The sequence below is a fragment of the Pseudomonas sp. B21-019 genome (genome assembly GCF_024749225.1).
GTDB lineage: Bacteria > Pseudomonadota > Gammaproteobacteria > Pseudomonadales > Pseudomonadaceae > Aquipseudomonas.
In genome coordinates, this window is record NZ_CP087193.1 from 4,773,578 (window position 1) to 4,794,160 (window position 20,583).

Consider the following 20,583-nt stretch of genomic DNA (forward strand, 5'->3'; position numbering starts at 1 on the left):
AGATCAAAGGATCGCAGCCTCGTTTCACTCGACAGCTCCTACAGGGGAGTAATGTTATTCGTTATCCAGGCCCTTGCGCCGATACGGAAACACATCAATCACCTTCCCCGCCCGAATCGCTTCCTGCAGCCCCTTCCAGTAATCGGCGTTGTACAGCTCGCCGTGCAACTGATCGAACAACTTTCGCTGCCCGGAATCGGCAAACAGGAACGGTGGAAACTCCTCGGGGAACACATCCAGTGGCCCGATCGAGTACCACGGTTCGGAGGCCATTTCGTCTTCCGGTGTGCGCGGTTGCGGGATGTGGCGGAAGTTGGCTTCGGTCAGGAAGCAAATTTCGTCGTAGTCATAAAACACCACGCGACCATGACGGGTGACGCCAAAGTTTTTCAGCAGCATGTCGCCGGGGAAAATGTTCGCCGCCGCCAGTTGCTTGATCGCCAGGCCATAATCTTCCAGCGCCTCGCGCACCTGCGCTTCGTTGGCGTGTTCCAGATAAAGGTTCAACGGCGTCATCCGGCGTTCGGTCCAGCAGTGACGAATCAGCACCGTATCGCCTTCCACCGACACCGTGGACGGCGCCACTTCAAGCAGTTCTTCCAGGCATGCCGGCTCAAACTTGCTCAGGGGGAAACGGAAGTCGGCGAACTCCTGGGTGTCGGCCATGCGCCCGACCCGGTCGACGCTTTTCACCAGGCGATACTTTTCGATCACCGTGGCACGGTCAACGTTTTTCGACGGCGAGAAGCGGTCCTTGATGATTTTGAATACGGTGTTGAAGCCCGGCAGGGTAAACACGCTCATGACCATCCCGCGCACGCCGGGGGCCATGATGAACTGGTCGTCGGTGTTGGCCAGGTGATTGATCAGCGCCCGGTAGAACTCGGACTTGCCATGCTTGTAGAAGCCGATCGAGGTGTACAGCTCGGCGATGTGTTTGCCTGGCAGGATGCGTTTGAGAAAGCCGATGAACTCCGCCGGTACCGGCACATCGACCATGAAGTACGAACGGGTGAAGGAGAAGATGATCGACACCTCCGCCTCGTCGGTGATCAAGGCATCGATCTGGATGCCCCGGCCTTCGCGATGCAGCAGCGGAATCACCAGTGGCCATTGATCGTCCTGAGTATAAATGCGCCCCACCAGATAGGCGCCCTTGTTGCGGTAGAGCACCGAGGAAAACAGCTCGACACTCAGTTCCGGGTCCTTGCAGACCCAGTCCGGCAGGTTCTCGCGCAGTTGCGCTTCGAGGCGGCGCAGGTCGCCGGGCAAATCGGCGTAGTCCTCGCTGAAGCGGAAGTCGGTAAAGATGCTCGCGAGCATGCCCGACAACTGGCCATGGGGCTTGTAAGTGCGGGTTTGTGCCGCCCGGGCGCGGCGCAAACTCGGCCGCGTAGTGTGGATGAACATGCAGCCATCGCTGATCAGGTCGTGGCTGAACAGCCCGCAGAAAATCGAGTTGTACCAGGTCTCGGACAGTTCATCGTCGAAGCGCAGGTCGATCAGGCTGATATAGGCGCTTTTGACCAACGGCCAGCTGCTGACGTCCATCAGCACATCGGCGGCGAACGACTGATGCAGGCGCCCGACCGTTTCGCCGACTTTCTCTTCGTAGAGGTTGATCCGCGCCGCCGACGCGACTTGTGTCGCCTGCCACTGGGCTTGCTCGAAGCGGCCTCGGGCACCGTCGGTGATCTGACGGAAATGCTCGCGGTAATCGTCAAAGCCATCGAGGATCATTCGGGCGATGTCGGCGGCTGGCCATTGCTGCGGCATGATGGAACCTCTGCGGATATTCCGGAAGGCTGAGCTTATCCAGTGAACCGGGTGCAGGAAAAGCCTAATTTTCGAGCCAGACCCGCGCTGTCGCGACCGGCGAATTCAATGCTCGTTTTTCGGTTGCCATCGATAAGGCACTCGGCAACACTCTCGTCCCCATCAAGAGGAGTGCACCGTGAGCCCTGTCGATATTTTTCGTTTGCTGTCGTTGGCGGCTATCTGGGGTGCGAGCTTCTTGTTCATGCGCATTATCGCCCCAGTGATTGGCACAATCCCCACTGCCTTTTTCCGTGTATCGATCGCCGCTGTCGGGCTGCTGGTGATCGTCGGGCTGCTGCGTATCAGCTGGGATTTCAAAGGCAAACTCAAGACGGTGATGCTGCTCGGAGTAATCAACTCCGGGGTTCCGGCGACGCTCTATTCCGTGGCCGCGCAAGTGCTGCCGGCCGGCTATTCGGCGATTTTCAACGCCACCACGCCGTTGATGGGCGTGTTGATCGGCGGGTTGTTCTTCAGTGAAAAACTCACCGGAGCGAAGGTCTGCGGGGTGTTTCTCGGCCTGTTCGGCGTCGGCATCCTCACCCGCGCAGGTCCGGTGGCGTTCGATATGCAACTGCTGATGGGCGCACTGGCGTGCCTGATGGCCACCACCTGCTATGGCTTTGCCGGCTTCCTCGCCCGCCGCTGGCTCGACCAGGCCGGCGGCCTCGACAGTCGCCTGTCGGCCCTGGGCAGCATGCTCGGCGCCACCTTGTTTTTGCTGCCGCTGTTCGGCTACAGCGTGATCAACCAGCCACCGGCGAGCTGGGGCGGCTGGAGTGTCTGGTTGTCGTTGCTGGGATTGGGCTTGGGCTGCACCGCGTTTGCCTACATCGTTTACTTCCGTTTGCTCAGCTCGATCGGCCCGGTGAAGTCGATGACCGTGACCTTCATGATTCCACCGTTCGGGGTGTTGTGGGGCGCGCTGTTGCTGGATGAGCCACTGTCGATGGCGCACCTCTATGGCGGAGTGTTGATTGCGGCGGCGTTGTGGCTGGTGTTGAAGCCGGCGGTAGTGAAGCCGGTTGAGGTGGTTGCCCGATAAAACCGCCTTCGCAGGCAAGTCGGATCACCTACAAGGCCCGGAGCTCATGCCCCGGGCCTTGTTTGTTTCAAGCAGTCTTACGGAACACAAACACCAGACCGACAATGATCAGCCCCATGCCCAGCAGGCTCAACGCCGCCAGCCGGTTGCCGAATATCAGGTAATCCATCACCGCAGTCACCGCCGGTACCAGATAAAACAGACTGGTGACATTCACCAAATTGCCCCGGGCAATCAGCCGATACAGCAGCAGCGTCGCCAGCACCGATACCACCAACCCCATCCACAACACCGGCACAATGAACCCTGTGCTGCGTTCGACGTGAAACGGCTGGAACGGCACAAACACCCCGCACAGCAACAGCCCGGCCAGGTACTGCACCGGCAGTGTGCCGAGAGGATTGTCGGTGATGCGTTTCTGCATGATCGAACCGAACGTCATGCTCGCCAGTGCTAACAGTCCGCAGAGCATCCCGGCCAACGACATGCCTGCCAACCCAATGCCCTGATAGACCACCATGATCAACCCGGCCAAGCCCAGCGCCAGGCCGAACATTCGGCTTATTGATCGGTGCCGCTCCATGATCACTACGGTGAGAATCGGTTGAACGCCCATGATGGTTGCCATCACCCCCGGCGTGACGTTCGAGTCGAGGGCCAGCAAGTAGAAAATCTGATAAGCCCCCAGCAACACCACGCCCGTTGCCATCGCATACAACATCGGCTTGCCGCCCTTGGGCTGCTTCAGCTTGAGCAACGGCACCAGCAGCACCAACCCGCATAAGGCGATGGCGAAGCGAACCAGCAGAAAGGCAAAGGGTGAGGCGTGGGCCAGCCCCCATTTGGAGAAAATCGCCCCGCTGCTCCACAGCAGAACGAACAGGCACGTGGACGCCGCCGCAAGCGCGGACTTTTTCGAAAGGACAAACATGAATACCACCTGTAGTCAGGCAAAAAGCCAACTCAGCCGAAGCTGAAATTCAGTCGTTTTCAGACGGGCACAGGGGGACAGCGGAAAAAGCTGATCAGCCCGAGAAGCCAACGCCTGGCGGTGATACGACGACGCACACCGGCGTGCTACTGACAGGTGGAGGGTAATGACTGATCTGCGCAGGCTGCTGATTCCCGCACGGCACGACGCCAGCGTTGACCGCTGAATCGACTACCGCGTTGATAAGGGAAGCTGGCATGGGCTGATCTTTTTTGATGGGTGGAACGGTGGCTCAGAAAACCACCGAGCGCCGACTATAACCAGCGCGTGACATGGATTGCAATGACTTGACCAAATGGCCAGTAACGACAGCCAGGGAAGTGCTGCTTACTCTGGGAGAAATGGAATCGCCCGCTATGGGGGTCATGGAATGCAAGAGATCAAATGCCAAGGGAACGGACTCATCTTCGGTATCAGTTGTATCGGTCAAGGGCTAGAAAGCTTGCCACCGCTACCATCGCTCGGCTGCACCATGAGTTGGGTCAGGCAGGACCAATCGACGTGGATTTATCCAGGGTTCGCTTCGAAGCGATTAGCGCGCAGGCACTGGATGCATACGATCACTGGAACGATCCACATTTTTCATGGAGTGAAGTCGTTGGATGGAAGACCAGAGAGCCGATGGGTTTCGACCTGGCGATCTGGTTTGACCTTGAGTTATGTGGGCTTTGCTTTGCGAATCCAAACCAGAGCCGGTTGAGGGTAAAAATCGTGCGACTGGAAGGTAAACCAGATAAAGATCATCCCCTGAAGAGCCGGATTGCAACGCTGACATTGACCGCAGTTACCCACTATGCGCGAATCATTGGCAGCAAACAGATCGAAATTCAGGAGCCCTTAGAAGGTGCTATCGCGATATACCAAAAACTTGGTTTCGAATTCAACGTAGAGGGTCGGCTTGTGATGCTCGTAGAGTGCGACTAGTATCGGACCAATTGTTCATTTAACGATCAACGCTGGAGGTTCAATGAAAGCTCTCGTTGAAAGCAATGCTTCAGACAGACAATCAATCAAGACAAGTCGGAAACGTCCTTCCATGGAGCTACCCGAAAGTCATTTGCGTCGTATCAAAGAGGCGCTGGCTAACCCCATAGTTGAAGAGCCTGTCGGTGTTCTCGCCGGGGCATCTCTCAGCTTGTCCTCATAAAAAACCGCTCCCCAGGAGCGGTTTTTTCATTCCATGGTCAGCCTCAACCAAACAACCAGTACCCCAACAACGTCAACACCACCACCGCCAGCACCGGTCGCAGCACGCGATAGGCCTTGGGGTTGCGGCGCTTCCACTGCTTGACCACACCGCTGAATTTGTCGCTGAAGCTCTTGCTCCAGGCATAGGCCTGGTTGATCCCGCCAACGCGTTCATCGTCAAGGTTCTGTGGCGCTGTAGCGCGCCCCAGCCAGCCGCTGATCCAGCGGTTGATGCGGGTCATCAGGCGGTTGCTCAAGGGGCGTTCGATGTCGCAGAACAGGATGACGCGGGTTTGCTCGGTTTCGTTCTTGACCCAATGCACGTAGGTTTCATCGAACATCACGTCTTCGCCATCACGCCAGGCGTAGACCTGACCGTCGACGAAGATGCGGCAATCGTCGGAGTTCGGCGTCGACAACCCCAGGTGATAACGCAGGGAACCGGCGAACGGGTCACGATGCGGATTGAGGTGACTGCCACCGGGAAGCAGCGCGAACATGGCACCTTTGACATTCGGGATGCCGCTGACCAAGGCCACGGTTTTCGGGCACAAGGCTTCGGCCGACGGCAACGGTTTGTCGTACCACTTGAGGTAGAAACGCTTCCAGCCCTTCTTGAAGAACGAACCGAAACCGGCATCGTTGTTCTTCTCGGCGGCGCGAATGTAGCCCTCGTCGAACAGGTGCATGGCTTCGTCGCGGATAACTTCCCAGTTGTCCCTGAGCACGTCGAGTTCCGGAAACTTGCTGCGGTCCAGATAGGGCTTGGACGGCACACCGGAGAACAGGTACATCAAGGCGTTATAGGGCGCGAACAGGGCCGAGTGATTGACGAACTGACGCAAGACCGGCAAACGCGCCTTGCCACGCAAATGCACATAGAGCGTGCTGCCGAGGAACAGCAGCAACACCGACGCCTTCGCGACAAAGGAAAAGCTCATCTACGACTCCTTGAGAATAGGAAACTCCGCACAACGTCATTTACCCGACGTGGCAGTCGGCCATGATAAACACTACCGGCCTCGGGAAAAACCCGCATAACTCAACATTCAGTGTTAAGGATTGTGCAATAAAGCACTTCTTAACATAAGGTTCCTGAACGGGGGCTGACCTGAATCAACCCCCGTTCGGCTGCAAAGCAGTCATAAAACGTTATTGCTGATTTTCCTGCTCGGTAAACAAATCGCTGAACAGCATGCTCGACAGGTAGCGTTCGCCGGAGTCGGGCAGGATCACCACGATGGTCTTGCCCTGCATTTCCGGGGTTTCGGCCAGGCGTACGGCCACCGCCATGGCGGCGCCGCAAGAGATGCCGCTCAAAATCCCTTCTTCTTGCATCAGGCGCAGGGCCATCGCCTTGGATTCGTCGTCGCTGACCAATTCCACCCGATCGACCATCGACAGGTCCAGGTTCTTCGGCACAAAACCAGCGCCGATGCCCTGGATCTTGTGGGGGCTCGGTTTGATCTCTTCCCCGGCGATCGCCTGGGTGATAACCGGCGACACCACCGGCTCCACCGCCACCGAGAGAATCGGTTTGCCCTGGGTATTCTTGATATACCGCGAAACCCCGGTAATGGTTCCACCCGTCCCGACGCCCGCTACCAGCACGTCGACTGCACCGTCGGTATCGTTCCAGATTTCCGGCCCGGTGGTTTTTTCGTGAATGGCCGGGTTGGCCGGGTTTTCGAACTGCCCCGGCATGAAGTAGGTGGATGGGTCACTGGCGAGGATTTCGGCGGCCTTCTCGATCGCGCCTTTCATGCCTTTGGCCGGCTCCGTCAATACCAGTTCGGCGCCAAGGGCCTTGAGCACCTTGCGTCGCTCGATACTCATGGACGCGGGCATGGTCAACATCAGCCGATAACCACGGGCGGCGGCAACGAATGCCAGGCCGATACCGGTATTGCCCGAGGTCGGTTCGATGATAGTCATGCCGGGCTTGAGTTTACCGCTGCTTTCAGCGTCCCAGATCATGTTCGCGCCGATTCGGCACTTGACCGAATAACCGGGGTTGCGTCCTTCGATCTTGGCCAGAATGGTGACACCGCGCGGGGCGATACGGTTGATCTGCACCAGCGGCGTATTGCCGATGGAGTGGGCGTTGTCAGCATAGATACGGCTCATGGCTGGGTCCTTATACCGCGTTGAATTAGCCCACCAAGGTATGCCTGTTGCTCGTGGTCGTCCAGTCAGTCGAACGTCCGGCTGCCACAGCAGTCAACCGCTTTACACCGCCAGAGATTTGCCGCCATGAAGCGTCGATACAGTTGGCCCCTGGTGACCCTCGCGGGCCTCCTCATGCTGCTGGTTGCCGTGCACATCGCCCTGCCCTACATCGTGCGTGATTACCTGAACGACCGATTGGCGAATATGGGTGATTATCGCGGGCAGATTACCGACGTGGACCTGGCCCTGTGGCGCGGTGCCTACAAAATCAATGGGCTGAAAGTCGTCAAGGTCGAGGGCAAGGTCCCGGTGCCTTTCGTTAACGCGCCATTGATCGACCTCTCCGTCAGTTGGCATTCGCTCTGGTACGACCATGCCGTGGTGGGCGAGGCCGAGTTCGACAAACCCGAAGTGAACTTCGTCGATGGTGGCGCCAACAAGAAAAACTCCCAGACCGGTGAAGGCACCGATTGGCGAGCACAATTGGAGAAATTGCTGCCGATCACCCTGAACGAAGTGCGGATCAACGATGGCCGGATCACCTTTCGTAACTTCAATTCAAAACCGCCTGTCAATATGAATGCCACCCAGGTCAATGCCACCATTTACAACCTGACCAACGTGGTCGACAAAAAAGGCAAACGCGACGCACGTTTCGACGGCAAGGCCCTGTTGCTCGGGGATGCGCCGCTGGAAACCACGGCAACTTTTGATCCATTGAGCGACTTCCAAAACTTCCAATTCCGCCTGCGCGTCAAGGACCTCGAACTCAAACGCATGAACGACTTCGCCGCGGCCTACGGCAAGTTCGACTTCAATGCCGGCCATGGTGACCTGGTCATCGAAGCCGAGGCCAAAAAGGGTCAACTCACCGGCTACATCAAACCGCTGTTGCACGACGTCGATGTATTCAATTGGCAACAGGACGTGGAAAACAAAGACAAAGGGATTTTCCGTTCCATCTGGGAAGCGCTCGTCGGCGGCACCGAGAACGTGCTGAAGAACCAGCAGAAAAACCAGTTCGCCACTCGCGTCGAGCTCAAGGGCAACGTGCATCAGCGAGATATCAGCGCGTTCGAGGCTTTTTTGCAGATTTTACGTAATGGTTTCATTGAAGCATTCAATGCCCAGTACGAACGATCCAAGCCGGATTCTGGCTAAGATTTTCGTGTAACGGTGTAACGACCGGTTTCTTCCGCCGCCCGCGCCGGGTTCGATTGCTGCTGCAAAAAGTCCCAACCCAGACAAGCCAACGCCAGCGACCGAGGCACTGCTTCACGACCGCTGCTGTAGCGACTAATACTGCGGGCACTGACTCCCAGCGCCTCGGCCGCCTGATTCAGCGGCAACCCGGTGCGAGCACGCCAATCGATAAAAATACGAGTGTTTTCATCCGTTGCATTCTGCGCGAGCGCATCCAGGTACAGCGTGTCCGCGCCGATCTGGATATCCAGCTCGGGCCACTCCACGCTCCAGCCATCGTCACCCAGGGTTGCGCCTTCAAAAGCACCGCTCTCCAGCAATGGCTGCAACCCCGGGTATGAGCGCAGGTCGCGACTTAAATCGAGGCTCAGTTGCTGGCCATCGATAAAAGTCAGCGCCAGACGGTGATCCGGCAACGCCAGCACGGCCGACAGCCGTGGTCGTTTCATGGGTAACATCGTTTCCAATCCTCCAACAATTGCACCTGATGAGTTCTGACCCACTCCAGCGCTTCCTTGATAATCAGCGGCGGCGCCTTGCCCCTCATCACTTCGACAGTTTCGAGGCTAAGCATCACGTCCAACCCGCCACCGGTCAGGTGGACATGGGGTGGCGGATGATCCTTCTCGCGCAATTGAATGCGGTACGTATCGCGAAATCGATATTTAGTAGACATGCCCCGCAAGCTATCGCCAAAATGGCGATATCTCAATACTGGCCAGCAGCCGAGACTGAGTCAAGATGTGACGCCCCATTCAGAGACTGAATAAGCCGTCTGCGTTCACAGTCGACCGACCTGCGCGTTATAGTCGAGCCTGACAATTTATTGCGCCCCGCCCTGCCTCGTTCAGGTCGGCGTTACCGTTCGAGGATTAGCAGATGAAGTTCGAAGGCACCCAGGCCTACGTCGCCACCGATGACCTGAAGCTGGCGGTCAACGCCGCCATCACCCTGGAGCGGCCACTGCTGGTCAAGGGCGAGCCAGGCACCGGCAAGACCATGCTCGCCGAGCAACTGGCCGAGTCCTTCGGCGCCAAGTTGATCACCTGGCACATCAAGTCCACCACCAAAGCGCATCAAGGCCTGTACGAGTACGACGCGGTCAGCCGCCTGCGGGACTCGCAACTGGGCGTGGACAAGGTTCACGACGTCCGCAACTACCTGAAAAAGGGCAAGCTCTGGGAGGCTTTCGAGTCCGAAGAGCGGGTGATTCTGCTGATCGACGAAATCGACAAGGCCGACATCGAGTTCCCCAACGACTTGCTGCAAGAACTCGACAAGATGGAGTTCTACGTTTACGAGATCGACGAGACCATCAAGGCCAAGAAGCGTCCGATCATCATCATTACCTCCAACAACGAGAAAGAGCTGCCGGACGCTTTCCTGCGCCGCTGCTTCTTCCATTACATCGCGTTCCCCGATCGCGTGACGCTGCAAAAGATCGTCGACGTGCACTACCCGGACATCAAGAAAGACCTGGTCAGCGAAGCGCTGGATGTGTTCTTCGACGTGCGCAAAGTGCCGGGCCTGAAGAAAAAGCCCTCGACCTCCGAACTGGTGGACTGGCTGAAACTGTTGATGGCCGACAACATCGGCGAAGCGGTGCTGCGCGAACGCGATCCGACCAAGGCCATTCCGCCGCTGGCAGGCGCCCTGGTGAAGAACGAACAGGACGTGCAATTGCTTGAGCGTCTGGCGTTCATGAGCCGTCGCGGCACTCGCTAAGTACCAATAAGGGCGATCGCCATGCTGCTCAATCTGTTCAACGAAATGCGCGCAGCCAAGGTGCCGGTCTCGGTGCGTGAGCTGCTGGACCTGATCAACGCGCTGAAGCAGCGCGTGACCTTCGCCGACATGGACGAGTTTTATTACCTGTCCCGGGCGATTCTAGTGAAGGACGAAAAGCATTTCGACAAGTTCGACCGGGCGTTCGGTGCCTACTTCAACGGTCTGGAAAAGCTCGACGATCACCTTCAGGCGTTGATCCCCGAAGACTGGCTGCGCAAGGAATTCGAACGTTCCCTGACTGACGAAGAGCGGGCCGCGATCCAGTCCCTCGGCGGCCTGGACAAGCTGATCGAAGAGTTCAAGAAACGCCTGGAAGAACAGAAAGAACGCCATGCCGGCGGCAACAAATGGATCGGCACCGGCGGCACCAGCCCGTTCGGTTCCGGCGGTTTCAACCCGGAAGGCATTCGGGTCGGCGATGCCGGTAAGCGCCAGGGCAAAGCGGTGAAAGTCTGGGATCAGCGCGAGTACAAGAACCTCGACGATTCGGTGGAGCTGGGCACGCGCAACATCAAGGTCGCCCTGCGTCGCTTGCGTAAATTCGCCCGTCAGGGCGCGGCGGAAGAACTGGACATCGACGGCACCATCGACCACACCGCGCGCGATGCCGGGTTGTTGAACATCCAGATGCGTCCGGAGCGGCGCAACACCGTCAAGTTGCTGCTGCTGTTCGACATCGGCGGCTCGATGGATGCCCACGTGAAGATATGCGAAGAGTTGTTCTCGGCCTGCAAGACCGAGTTCAAGCATCTGGAGTACTTCTACTTCCACAACTTCATTTATGAATCGGTGTGGAAGAACAACATGCGCCGCACCTCCGAGCGCACCGCCACCCAGGACTTGCTGCACAAGTACGGCGCCGACTACAAAGTGATCTTCATCGGCGACGCCGCCATGGCGCCCTATGAAATCACCCAGGCCGGCGGCAGCGTCGAGCACTGGAACGAAGAAGCCGGTTACGTGTGGATGCAGCGCTTCAAGGAAAAATACAAGAAGCTCATCTGGATCAACCCGTACCCGAAAGACACCTGGGGCTACACCTCGTCGACCAACATCGTGCGGGACTTGATCGATGATCAGATGTATCCGCTGACGTTGCGGGGGTTGGAGGAAGGGATGCGGTTTCTTTCCAAATAACCGCCTAAAAAGATCGCAGCCTGCGGCAGCTCCTACAGGAGATTTGCGTACACCCGTGAAACATCGGGCGGACACAACTCTGTAGGAGCTGCCGCAGGCTGCGATCTTTTGATCCTCAAATAAACCGGCGCAAATACTCGACTTGTTCGCGATGCGCGACATCCTGCACCACCGGTTTCAACCGCACCTTCGCCCCCGGCAAACACTGCGCCAATCGCGCCAATGCCAACGGTGTCAATGCTCCCAACCGTGGATAACCGCCAATGGTCTGCCGGTCATTGAGCAGCACAATCGGCTGCCCATCCGGCGGCACCTGGACCGCCCCCAGCGGGATGCCTTCGGAAATCATCGGCTTGCCCTGATACTGCAAAGCCGTTCCCAACAGACGAATGCCCATGCGATCGGCGCGACTGTCGAGGGTCCAGACGCTGTTGAATGTGTCAAACAGACTCTGCCCGCTGAATTCACCGATTTGCGCACCAAGCACCAGGTCCAGCGGCGTATCGAGGTTGAAATCCGGAACGTGCTCGCGAGGCAGTTCCCGTACCAGCAGCGGCGCCTCGGTGGAGTACTTCAACGACGATCCCTTGGCCAACGCCCGGCCCATGCCGTCGAGGCCGCCGAGTTCCTCACGCACCACAGTCGCAGTGCTGCCCAGCACCTTCGGCGCATCAAACCCGCCTGGTGCCGCGAGGTACGCCCGAGCGCCAAGCAACGGTTGCGTGAATTGCAATCGTTGACCTTTGCCCAGTTTGAAACTGCGCCACGGCGCCAGGGGCTGGCCATCAATCTGCGCCCCAAGATCGGCACCCGCCAATGCCAGCAAGCAATCGTCCTCGGCCACCACACTGAACCCGCCGAGGGTGATTTCGATCACCGATGCATCCAGCCCATTGCCCAGCAACCAGTTGGCCCACGACATCGACCGCCAATCCAGCCCGCCGCCCTGGGTCACGCCCAGATGCCGCACACCAAATCGCCCGGCGTCCTGCAACAGGCAAAGCGGTGTACTTGCTTCAATCGTCAGTCGGCTCATGCCAAGGTCTCCAACGGCGTGTCGTCACCGCCCAGGTTGATGAACTCGGCATGACTGACCGCCTCGAAGCGCACCGTGTCGCCCGGTTGCATCAAGCTGTAGCCGTCGCGTTCACGGTCGAACAATTTGGCCGGGGTGCGACCGATCAGGTTCCAGCCGCCGGGGGACACTACCGGATAAGCCGCCGTCTGGCGTTCGGCGATGCCGACACTGCCGGCGGCGACTTTTTTGCGCGGGGTACTCAGACGCGGTGCGGCCAACACTTCTTCCACCAACCCCATGAACGCGAACCCCGGCGCAAAGCCCAACGCGAACACCTGATACTCGTGTTCGCTGTGACGGCGGATCACTTCATTCACCGCCAAGCCGCTACGCTGGGACAACAGGTTCAACTCCGGCCCAACGCTCAAGTCATACCAGACCGGCAGCACATGGCATTTCCCCTTGGCCCGAGCGTTGGGCGTCAGATCGATCAGGGCTTGAGCGATCAACTCCCGGGCCTGGGCCGGGGTCAATGCCATCAGATCGTAATGCACCATCAGCGTCGTGTAGGACGGCACCAGATCGATCAAATGGCTGGCGAATGCTTCTCGCAAACGCTCACTGGCAGCCAGCATCCACGGCATGTTGGCCTCGGCAATTTCATCGAACAGGCGCACCATCAGGCAATCGAGCGCCACCACTTCCACCCGTGGTTTCATGATGCGCTCTGCTGATTCAAGGCCTCGCGAATGCGTTGCACAGCGGCCACCGAACTGGCGTTGTCGCCGTGTACGCACAAGGTATTGGCCTGCAAGTGCAAGGCGCTGCCATCGCTGGCCGTGAGGTTGTCACCGCGGGCAATGATCAGCGCCTGCTCAATGATTTTCTCGGGATCGTGATGCACGGCCCCCGGTAGTTGCCGCGAGACCAGCATTCCGGCGCTGTCGTAAGCGCGATCGGCGAAGGCTTCAAACCACAGGGTCACGCCGTATTCGTCGCCCAACTGCTGGGCGGCGCTGTTGTCGCGAGTGGCCATCAGCATCAGCGGCAGTGTCCGGTCATAGGCCGCCACGGCCTGGATCACCGCACGCAATTGCGCCGGGTTGGCCATCATGTCGTTGTACATCGCGCCGTGGGGTTTGACGTAACTCACCCGCCCGCCCTGAGCCCGGCAAATGCCGTCGAGGGCACCGATCTGGTAGTGCAACAGGTCCTGCAGTTCCTGGGCGGTATACACCATGGAGCGGCGGCCGAAACCGACCAGATCCTGATAGGCCGGATGCGCGCCGATCTGCACGCCGTTGCTCAGGGCCAGGCTGACGGTCTTGCGCATGATGCTCGGGTCGCCGGCATGAAAGCCGCAGGCGATGTTGGCGCAGTCGATGAAGGGCATGACCTCGGCGTCCAGACCCATGGTCCAGTTGCCGAAACTCTCGCCGATGTCGCAGTTCAATAGCAGGCGGTTCACGGTGAACACTCCTGTAGGCTTTTATCTTTTTAGCTGAAGGGCATCTGCCCCTCAGATTATCAGTTACCGGACATTCGGTTATTCGGCGTCGAGTTGTTTACCACGGGTTTCCGGCAAGCTGAGCGCCGCCAGGATCACCACCCCGTAGGACACCGCCGCGAAAGCCCCGATTCCCACGCTCAACGGCACCTTCTGACTGAGCAAGCCGATCAGCAGCGGAAACAACGCCGCCAGTGCCCGACCGATGTTGTAGCAAAAACCCTGGCCCGAGCCGCGAATCCGCGTTGGAAACAACTCGGTCAGAAACGACCCCATGCCACTGAAAATCCCCGAAGCGAAGAAGCCCAAGGGGAAGCCCAGCCAGAGCATCACGCCGTTGCTGACCGGCAATTGGGTGTACAGCAAAACAATGGTGAACGAGCCGACGGCAAACAGAATGAAGTTCTTTTTACGACCAAGGATGTCAGTCAGATACGCGCTGATTACATAACCGACGTAAGACCCGATGATCACCATCGCCAGATAACCGCCCGTGCCGAGTACGCTCAAGCCCCGCTCGTTCTTCAGAAACGTCGGCAGCCAGGAGGTGATCGCGTAGTAACCGCCGAGTGCGCCGGTGGTCAGTATCGATGCGCGAATCGTGGTGAAGAGGATGCCAGGGGCGAAAATCTCGTAAAACTTCGCCGGGTTGCTTGGCTCTTGCCTGGCTTTGGCTTCGCGGTAAATCTCCGGATCCTTGACCAGGCGACGGACGAAGATCACGAAAATCGCCGGCACGATGCCAAGGATGAACAGCGCACGCCAGGCGTCTTCCGGCGGCAACACCGAGAACAGCAGCGCATACAGAATGGCTGTCAGCCCCCAACCCAATGCCCAACCCGACTGCACCATGCCGACGGCTTTGCCACGGTCCTTGGCGCGAATCACCTCACCGATCAGCACTGCGCCGGCCGTCCACTCACCGCCAAAACCAAAGCCCATCAAGGTGCGCGCAATCAGCAGTTGCTCGTAGTTCTGCGCGAAGCCGCAGAGGAAAGTGAAGAACGCAAACCACAGCACCGTCAGTTGCAGAGTGCGCACCCGACCGATGCGGTCGGAGAGAATCCCCGCCACCCAACCACCGATGGCCGAGGCGATCAGGGTGCTGGTGTGGATCAGCCCGGCCTGGCCGGTGGTGATGCCCCACATGGCAATCAGGGTCGGCACGACGAAGCTGAGCATCTGGGTGTCCATGCCATCCAGGCCATAGCCGATCTTGCAGCTCCAGAACGTGCGACGCTCCTGTTTGTTGATGTTGCGGTACCAGTCAAAAGGTCCCGGGCGAGCCGTGGACTTGGGGATATCGAGGGTGTCGGGCGCACTCATGGCAAAATCTCCGTGCATATTTTATTGGTATTGTTCTGAGCCCCGACGACGCCTATCGTGGGAACCGGATGGCCTGATTTTTGGGCGGTTGGCCCCGCTGCGTCCAACTAATAAAACCCCGCCCTAGACATAAGAAAAACTTTATCCACGAGCTGCCCCCATGAACCTGAAGTTTCTCGAGACGTTTGTCTGGGTCGCCCGACTCAAGAGTTTTCGCCTGACGGCAGACAAGCTCTTCACCACCCAGGCGTCGATTTCCAGCCGCATCGCCGTGCTCGAGAGCGAGCTCGGGGTGAAGCTGTTTCTGCGCGACTCCCGCGGTGTGAGCCTGACCCCCGAAGGCCTGAAAGTGCTCGAGTATGCCGAGCAGATGATGGACACGATGCAGGCGCTCAAGCAGGCGATCGAGACGCGTTCGAGCAAGGCCGGACGGGTGCGGATCGGTGTCATGGACACGGTGATCCACACTTGGCTCAGCCCGTTGGTGGCACAGATGATGGATCACTACCCGCTGGTGGAAATCGAGCTGGTGGCCGATACCGCGCTCAACCTCTGCGATCAGCTGCAAAAAGGCTTTCTCGATCTGATTCTGCAAACCGACCTGTTACGCCAGGAAAGCGTGCGCAGCCTGGAGCTGGCCAGTCATCCGATGGGCTGGATCGTGGCCAGCAATTCCATCTACAACCGTGAGTATTCAGGTGTCGCCGACCTGGCGCGGGAGCGGATCATTACCTATTCGAAAAACTCCCGTCCGCACCAGGACATCGTGAGCCTGATGCAAGCCAACGGGGTCATGGCGCCACGACTGAACTGCGTGAACTCAGTGTCGGCGATTACCCGTTTACTGCGGGACGGCTTCGGTATAGGCGCCCTGCCACCGGTGCTGGTGGCCGAGGAACTGGCCCGAGGAGAGTTGACCTTGCTGGCCATCGATCAACGGCCGCCGAATTTGCAGGTGGTGGTGTCATGGCGGGTTGGCGTGGAGTGGGTCGAGGAGATTGTTGCACTGTGCCAGCAGGTGCTGGAGCGGTATGCGCGGCAGATGGGTGAGGATTACATTGTTTTGAGTCGTTGATGATCAATATCAAAATCAAAAGATCGCAGCCTTCGGCAGCTCCTACGCGCCTGTGGGCACTACCGAAGGCTGCAATCTTTTGATCTTTTTCTTACAACCCGCGCAAATCCCGCTCTTCGATCGGTCGGCTCTGGCGCAGGCGTTTGCCGCCCAGCACCACCCAGTCGATCAGTCGGAACAGGCATTCAATGCCGAACGACAGCAGCAACGCGCCGCTCATGCCCCAGATCATCGCTTCCGGCGTCAGCAGAATCTGGTAGCTGTAGCCATTCCAGGTTTCCTTGCGAATGTCCGGGTCGGCCGCCAGCACCACTTGCAGGAAGCGGATGTACCACGGGCCCTGCATGGCCTGGAATTGCTTGTCGAGGGCCAGTTGACGGGTGAGCAAAGCGCTCAGGCTGTCGGCATCACTGCGAAAGATCGGGTCTTCGCTGGCACGGTAATGGGCCACCAGCGCCTGCATATCGCCCTTGAAAAACTGATTGGCAGTGCCCTGAAAACCGCTCAAACCGCTTTGCGCCTCGATCAGATGCGCCTCGACCCGCTTGGCATAGTCACTGATGAAACCAGGCACCTGGACACCGATCAACAGGCCTGCCGCGAACAACACCAGCCGTAGATAACTGAGCAACATGGGGGGGGAGATCCTTATTCGGTCTTGCCCTGGCTGACGCATTCACCGCGTCGCCACAGGCTCCATTGGCCCGGTTCGTAGCGGGTCCAGGTTTCGTTTTCGGTCAAGGGTTCGGTGGCGATCACCGTGACCACATCGTTGGGCGTGGTTTCGGCCTGGAAGTCGACGATCACATCGACGTCCTTCAAGCGTGCCGGGCCGAACGGGGCACGGCGAGTGATTTGCGCCAGTTTGGTCGAGCAGTAGCAGAACAGCCAGTCGCCGTCGCTGAGCAAGCAGTTGAACACGCCTTTGCTGCGGTACTCGGCACAAGCGGCCACCAGGTCCGGCAGCAGTTCTTCGATCTCTACCGGCTCAGGGAACGCAGCACGCACCCGGTTGAGCAAATCGCAGAATGCCGCTTCGCTGTCGGTATCGCCGACGGGGCGGTAGAAACTGGCGGTCGGGTTGAAATCGGCCAACTGCCCGTTATGGGCGAAACACCAGTTGCGTCCCCACAACTCGCGCACAAACGGATGGGTGTTGGACAGGCAGACCTTGCCGACATTGGCCTGGCGGATGTGCCCGATCACCACTTCGCTCTTGATCGGATAGCGCTGTACCAGGTTCGCCACTTCCGACTCGCTGCTCGCCGCCGGGTCCTGAAACAACCGCAGGCCACGGCCTTCATAGAAAGCGATGCCCCAACCGTCACGGTGCGGTCCGGTGCGGCCGCCGCGCTGCATCAGCCCGGTGAAGCTGAACACGATATCGGTCGGGACATTGGCGCTCATGCCCAATAACTCACACATGCTCGGACTCTCGATGAAAGGCAGGGGCACTGTTACAGACGTGGTTCAACCCGCAAACGCTGCGGGTTGCTCGGTACCGGTGGCCGGCCGTAACGATCATCACCGGCACCGCCGAACGGTTGATCGCCTTCAGGCTCGTCGGCCCGCGCCGCAGCCTTGGCGGCCTCCGCCCGCTCCTTGCGAGCCTTGGATGCGCGCTCGATCGGGAAACGGATCGCCACGAGCACCAGGTAAAGGCCGAAGGCAATCATGCCGTACATGAACAGATCGGAAATCGCCCGCCAGGCGTTGTTGCCGACCTTGAACAGCAGATCCAGCGCAGTAATGGCAATGGCAGGGGCGACCTTTTCCTTCACCGGGTCGATGATGGTCGGGCTGAACAGCAACACCGCCATCAGCAGCCGCAGCGGCTCACGCAGCCAGCGCCACATCCAGCGGGTGATGCGCATCCACACCAACAGGCAGCCTAAAGCGGCAAAGGCGTAGAGGCCCCAAGCGATCAGATAGTCGTTCTCGGTCATGGTGTCCATGGCAAGGCAGGCAAAGAGGCGCTTATAGTAACGACTTTTCGCACTTCAGGCTTGTCCCAATGTGGGAGCGGCAGATGTGGCGAGGGGGCTTGTCTGTGGCGAGGGAGCTTGCTCCCGTTGAACTGCGCAGCAGTTCCTTTTTGGGGGCCGCTTCGCAGCCCAACGGGAGCAGGCTCCCTCGCCACACAAGCCCGCTTCCAAAGGTTGCGAAGCCCTATTCCGTACTTTGTTCGAGAGCCATTCATGCCCTTATCCGCCAACGTTTCCGACGCGCCCATTGCCCACAAGGCCGACGGCGATGACCCGTATGCCTGGCTGCAGGAGCGCGACACCGACGCAGTGCTCGATTACTTGAAAGCTGAAAACCGCTATCAGGAGGCGCAAACCGCCGATCAGGCCGGGCTGCGCGAAACCCTGTTCGAAGAGATCAAGGGGCGGATTCTCGAAACCGATCTGTCGCTGCCCTCGCCCTGGGGCCCGTACCTGTATTACACCCGCACCACGGCCGGCGACGAATACGCCCGCCATTACCGCTGCCCACGTCCGACCGATGGCAGCCTGCGCATCGACGAAAGCCAGGAACTCCTGCTGCTCGATCCGAACGTGCTGGCCAAGGGCGGTTTCTTTTCCTTGGGCGCGTTCAGCGTCAGCCCGGACCACCAGCGCCTGGCCTACAGCATCGATTCCAGTGGCGAGGAGGTTTACACGCTGTTCGTGAAGGAATTGTCCAGCGGCCGCGTCAGCGAACTGGAATTCCAGGACTGCGACGGCAGCATGACCTGGGCCAATGACAGCCTGACGCTGTTCTTCGGTGAACTCGACGACACCCATCGCCCGCACAAACTGTTCCGCTATCGACTGGACGGCACCGCCGCCGAAGAAGTGTTCCATGAGCCGGACGGCCGATTCTTCCTGCATTGCTACCGCTCAAGTTCCGAACGGCAATTGCTGCTGTCACTGGGCAGCAAGACCACCAGTGAAGTCTGGGCGCTCGACGCCTCGCTGCCGCACCAGGCCTTTACCTGCCTGGCGCCGCGGGTCGAAGACCATGAATACGACGTCGATCACGGCAAACTCGATGGCGAGTGGACGTGGTTGATCCGCACCAACCGTGACGGCATCAACTTCGCCCTGTACCAGGCCGCCGACACCGGCGTCGCGCCGACCGAAGCCGACTGGCAGAACCTGATCCCCCACAGCGACACGGTGATGATCGATGGCATGAGCCTGAACGCCGAGGCCATGACCCTGAGCCTGCGTGAAGGAGGCCTGCCGATCATCGAAGTCTACCCACGGGACTTGGTGCCGTATCGCGTGCAATTACCGGATGCGGCTTACAGCCTGCATGTGCAGAACAGCCTGGAATTTATCAGCGACAGAATCCGTCTGCGCTACGAGGCCTTGAACCGTCCGGCGCAAATCCGCCAACTGATCCTGGCCACCGGCGAGCAGAAAGTGCTCAAGGAAACCCCGGTACTCGGCCCGTTCGACGCCGACGCGTACGTCAGCCAGCGGCTTTGGGCCACGGCCCCGGACGGTACGCAAGTGCCGATCAGCCTGGTGGTCAAACGCGAATTCCTCGGCAAGCCGACGCCGCTTTATCTGTACGGCTACGGCGCTTACGGCGAAAGCCTCGACCCGTGGTTCTCCCACGCCCGCCTGAGCCTGCTGGATCGCGGCATGGCGTTTGCCATCGCGCATGTGCGCGGTGGCGGTGAATTGGGCGAAGCCTGGTATCGCGCCGGCAAGCAGGAACACAAGCACAACACCTTCAGCGACTTCATCGCCTGCGCCGAACACCTGATCGCCAACGGCTTCACCACCTCATCGCAGCTGGCAATCAGTGGCGGCAGCGCCGGTGGCCTGCTGATCGGCGCGGTGCTCAATCAGCGGCCGGAGCTGTTCGGCGTGGCGATTGCCGAAGTGCCGTTCGTCGACGTACTCAACACCATGCTCGACCCGGAGTTGCCGCTGACCGTCACCGAATACGACGAATGGGGCAACCCGCAAGAACCAGACGTCTATGATCGGATCAAGGCCTACGCCCCGTATGAAAACGTCACCGCGCAAGCCTATCCGGCAACGCTGGTGATCGCCGGCTACAACGACAGTCGCGTGCAGTACTGGGAAGCGGCCAAGTGGGTGGCGAAATTGCGCGCGACCAAAACCGACACCACCCCGCTGCTGCTCAAGACTGAATTGGGCGCCGGGCATGGCGGGATGAGCGGTCGCTACCAGGGATTACGTGACGTAGCCCTCGAATACGCATTTGTTTTGAAGGTTTTGGGCATTGCCTGAGGAACTTGGCCCGGAGTCCCGGTCTTAACACCAGACGCCGGGCGCGCCTGGAACAGCAACAGACA

General features: G+C 59.1%; 20 protein-coding genes. 7 read left to right on the forward strand and 13 right to left on the reverse strand.

The genetic code is table 11. The annotated features are described in order from the left end of the window. Nucleotides 1-54: 54 nt before the first annotated feature. Complete coding sequence (aceK, locus tag LOY36_RS21175; RefSeq protein ID WP_258670734.1) at nt 55-1,776, reverse strand: bifunctional isocitrate dehydrogenase kinase/phosphatase; 1,722 nt, start codon at nt 1,774-1,776, stop codon at nt 55-57. A 178-nt stretch (nt 1,777-1,954) separates the two neighbouring features. Between aceK and LOY36_RS21180 the strand changes: the two genes are divergently transcribed. After that, nucleotides 1,955-2,863 carry a DMT family transporter gene (locus LOY36_RS21180; protein ID WP_258670737.1) on the forward strand — a complete coding sequence of 303 codons (909 nt, stop codon included), beginning with the start codon at nt 1,955-1,957 and terminating at the stop codon, nt 2,861-2,863. Nucleotides 2,864-2,930: 67 nt separating this feature from the next. On the opposite strand, the gene LOY36_RS21185 is transcribed toward LOY36_RS21180, so the two are convergent. Further along, nucleotides 2,931-3,794, reverse strand: a complete 864-nt coding sequence (locus tag LOY36_RS21185; RefSeq protein ID WP_258670740.1) for a DMT family transporter — start codon at nt 3,792-3,794, stop codon at nt 2,931-2,933. Between the two features lie 444 nt (nt 3,795-4,238). Between LOY36_RS21185 and LOY36_RS21190 the strand changes: the two genes are divergently transcribed. Next, nucleotides 4,239-4,778: a hypothetical protein gene (locus LOY36_RS21190; RefSeq protein WP_258670743.1), complete on the forward strand. Its 540-nt coding sequence runs from the start codon at nt 4,239-4,241 to the stop codon at nt 4,776-4,778. Nucleotides 4,779-5,044: 266 nt separating this feature from the next. On the opposite strand, the gene LOY36_RS21195 is transcribed toward LOY36_RS21190, so the two are convergent. Then, nucleotides 5,045-5,983 carry an aspartyl/asparaginyl beta-hydroxylase domain-containing protein gene (locus tag LOY36_RS21195; RefSeq protein ID WP_258670745.1) on the reverse strand — a complete coding sequence of 313 codons (939 nt, stop codon included), beginning with the start codon at nt 5,981-5,983 and terminating at the stop codon, nt 5,045-5,047. 211 nt (nt 5,984-6,194) lie between these two features. Next, entirely contained in the window at nt 6,195-7,169 is a 975-nt protein-coding gene (gene cysK / locus LOY36_RS21200; protein WP_007934098.1) for a cysteine synthase A, read from the reverse strand. A 126-nt stretch (nt 7,170-7,295) separates the two neighbouring features. Here cysK and LOY36_RS21205 point away from each other — a divergent pair, with 126 nt between their 5' ends. Further along, nucleotides 7,296-8,372 (forward strand): DUF748 domain-containing protein, encoded by a 1,077-nt coding sequence (locus LOY36_RS21205; RefSeq protein WP_258670748.1) that lies wholly within the window; start codon nt 7,296-7,298, stop codon nt 8,370-8,372. Here LOY36_RS21205 and LOY36_RS21210 read toward each other — a convergent pair. Then, nucleotides 8,369-8,872: a DUF2442 domain-containing protein gene (locus LOY36_RS21210; protein WP_258670750.1), complete on the reverse strand. Its 504-nt coding sequence runs from the start codon at nt 8,870-8,872 to the stop codon at nt 8,369-8,371. The two genes, LOY36_RS21205 and LOY36_RS21210, sit on opposite strands and share 4 nt — an antisense overlap. Then, nucleotides 8,860-9,090 carry a DUF4160 domain-containing protein gene (locus LOY36_RS21215; RefSeq protein ID WP_258670752.1) on the reverse strand — a complete coding sequence of 77 codons (231 nt, stop codon included), beginning with the start codon at nt 9,088-9,090 and terminating at the stop codon, nt 8,860-8,862. The genes LOY36_RS21210 and LOY36_RS21215 overlap by 13 nt, the downstream gene beginning before the upstream one ends. 203 nt (nt 9,091-9,293) lie before the next feature. On the opposite strand from LOY36_RS21215, the gene LOY36_RS21220 reads away from it, so the two are divergent. Together LOY36_RS21220 and LOY36_RS21225 are read left to right on the forward strand one after the other, a co-directional pair. Then, on the forward strand, nt 9,294-10,139 hold the full coding sequence (locus LOY36_RS21220; protein ID WP_019580803.1) for a MoxR family ATPase: 846 nt from the start codon (nt 9,294-9,296) through the stop codon (nt 10,137-10,139). 21 nt (nt 10,140-10,160) lie between these two features. Then, nucleotides 10,161-11,339 (forward strand): VWA domain-containing protein, encoded by a 1,179-nt coding sequence (locus tag LOY36_RS21225; RefSeq protein WP_030132618.1) that lies wholly within the window; start codon nt 10,161-10,163, stop codon nt 11,337-11,339. A 115-nt stretch (nt 11,340-11,454) separates the two neighbouring features. On the opposite strand, the gene LOY36_RS21230 is transcribed toward LOY36_RS21225, so the two are convergent. The 4 genes from LOY36_RS21230 to LOY36_RS21245 all read right to left on the reverse strand — a co-directional run bounded on the left by LOY36_RS21230 (nt 11,455) and on the right by LOY36_RS21245 (nt 15,190). Then, complete coding sequence (locus LOY36_RS21230; protein WP_258670756.1) at nt 11,455-12,375, reverse strand: biotin-dependent carboxyltransferase family protein; 921 nt, start codon at nt 12,373-12,375, stop codon at nt 11,455-11,457. Next, nucleotides 12,372-13,076: a 5-oxoprolinase subunit PxpB gene (gene pxpB / locus LOY36_RS21235; RefSeq protein ID WP_258670759.1), complete on the reverse strand. Its 705-nt coding sequence runs from the start codon at nt 13,074-13,076 to the stop codon at nt 12,372-12,374. The genes LOY36_RS21230 and pxpB overlap by 4 nt, the downstream gene beginning before the upstream one ends. Further along, nucleotides 13,073-13,825: a 5-oxoprolinase subunit PxpA gene (locus LOY36_RS21240; RefSeq protein WP_258670761.1), complete on the reverse strand. Its 753-nt coding sequence runs from the start codon at nt 13,823-13,825 to the stop codon at nt 13,073-13,075. The genes pxpB and LOY36_RS21240 overlap by 4 nt, the downstream gene beginning before the upstream one ends. Nucleotides 13,826-13,903: 78 nt before the next feature. Further along, nucleotides 13,904-15,190, reverse strand: a complete 1,287-nt coding sequence (locus tag LOY36_RS21245) for an MFS transporter (protein WP_258670764.1) — start codon at nt 15,188-15,190, stop codon at nt 13,904-13,906. 160 nt (nt 15,191-15,350) lie between these two features. Here LOY36_RS21245 and LOY36_RS21250 point away from each other — a divergent pair, with 160 nt between their 5' ends. Further along, nucleotides 15,351-16,265 carry a LysR family transcriptional regulator gene (locus LOY36_RS21250; RefSeq protein ID WP_019648010.1) on the forward strand — a complete coding sequence of 305 codons (915 nt, stop codon included), beginning with the start codon at nt 15,351-15,353 and terminating at the stop codon, nt 16,263-16,265. Nucleotides 16,266-16,356: 91 nt separating this feature from the next. Here the strand turns inward: LOY36_RS21250 and LOY36_RS21255 are convergent, their stop codons facing one another. The 3 genes from LOY36_RS21255 to LOY36_RS21265 are packed head-to-tail and all read right to left on the reverse strand — an operon-like array spanning nt 16,357 to nt 18,220. Beyond that, complete coding sequence (locus LOY36_RS21255; RefSeq protein WP_018926754.1) at nt 16,357-16,899, reverse strand: DUF2937 family protein; 543 nt, start codon at nt 16,897-16,899, stop codon at nt 16,357-16,359. Nucleotides 16,900-16,913: 14 nt separating this feature from the next. Continuing rightward, nucleotides 16,914-17,690 (reverse strand): class II glutamine amidotransferase, encoded by a 777-nt coding sequence (locus LOY36_RS21260; protein WP_007934123.1) that lies wholly within the window; start codon nt 17,688-17,690, stop codon nt 16,914-16,916. 32 nt (nt 17,691-17,722) lie between these two features. Then, nucleotides 17,723-18,220 carry a hypothetical protein gene (locus tag LOY36_RS21265; RefSeq protein ID WP_019580815.1) on the reverse strand — a complete coding sequence of 166 codons (498 nt, stop codon included), beginning with the start codon at nt 18,218-18,220 and terminating at the stop codon, nt 17,723-17,725. A gap of 243 nt (nt 18,221-18,463) precedes the next feature. Here LOY36_RS21265 and LOY36_RS21270 point away from each other — a divergent pair, with 243 nt between their 5' ends. Beyond that, nucleotides 18,464-20,518 (forward strand): S9 family peptidase, encoded by a 2,055-nt coding sequence (locus tag LOY36_RS21270; protein WP_258670768.1) that lies wholly within the window; start codon nt 18,464-18,466, stop codon nt 20,516-20,518. The last annotated feature ends 65 nt before the right edge of the window (nt 20,519-20,583 follow it).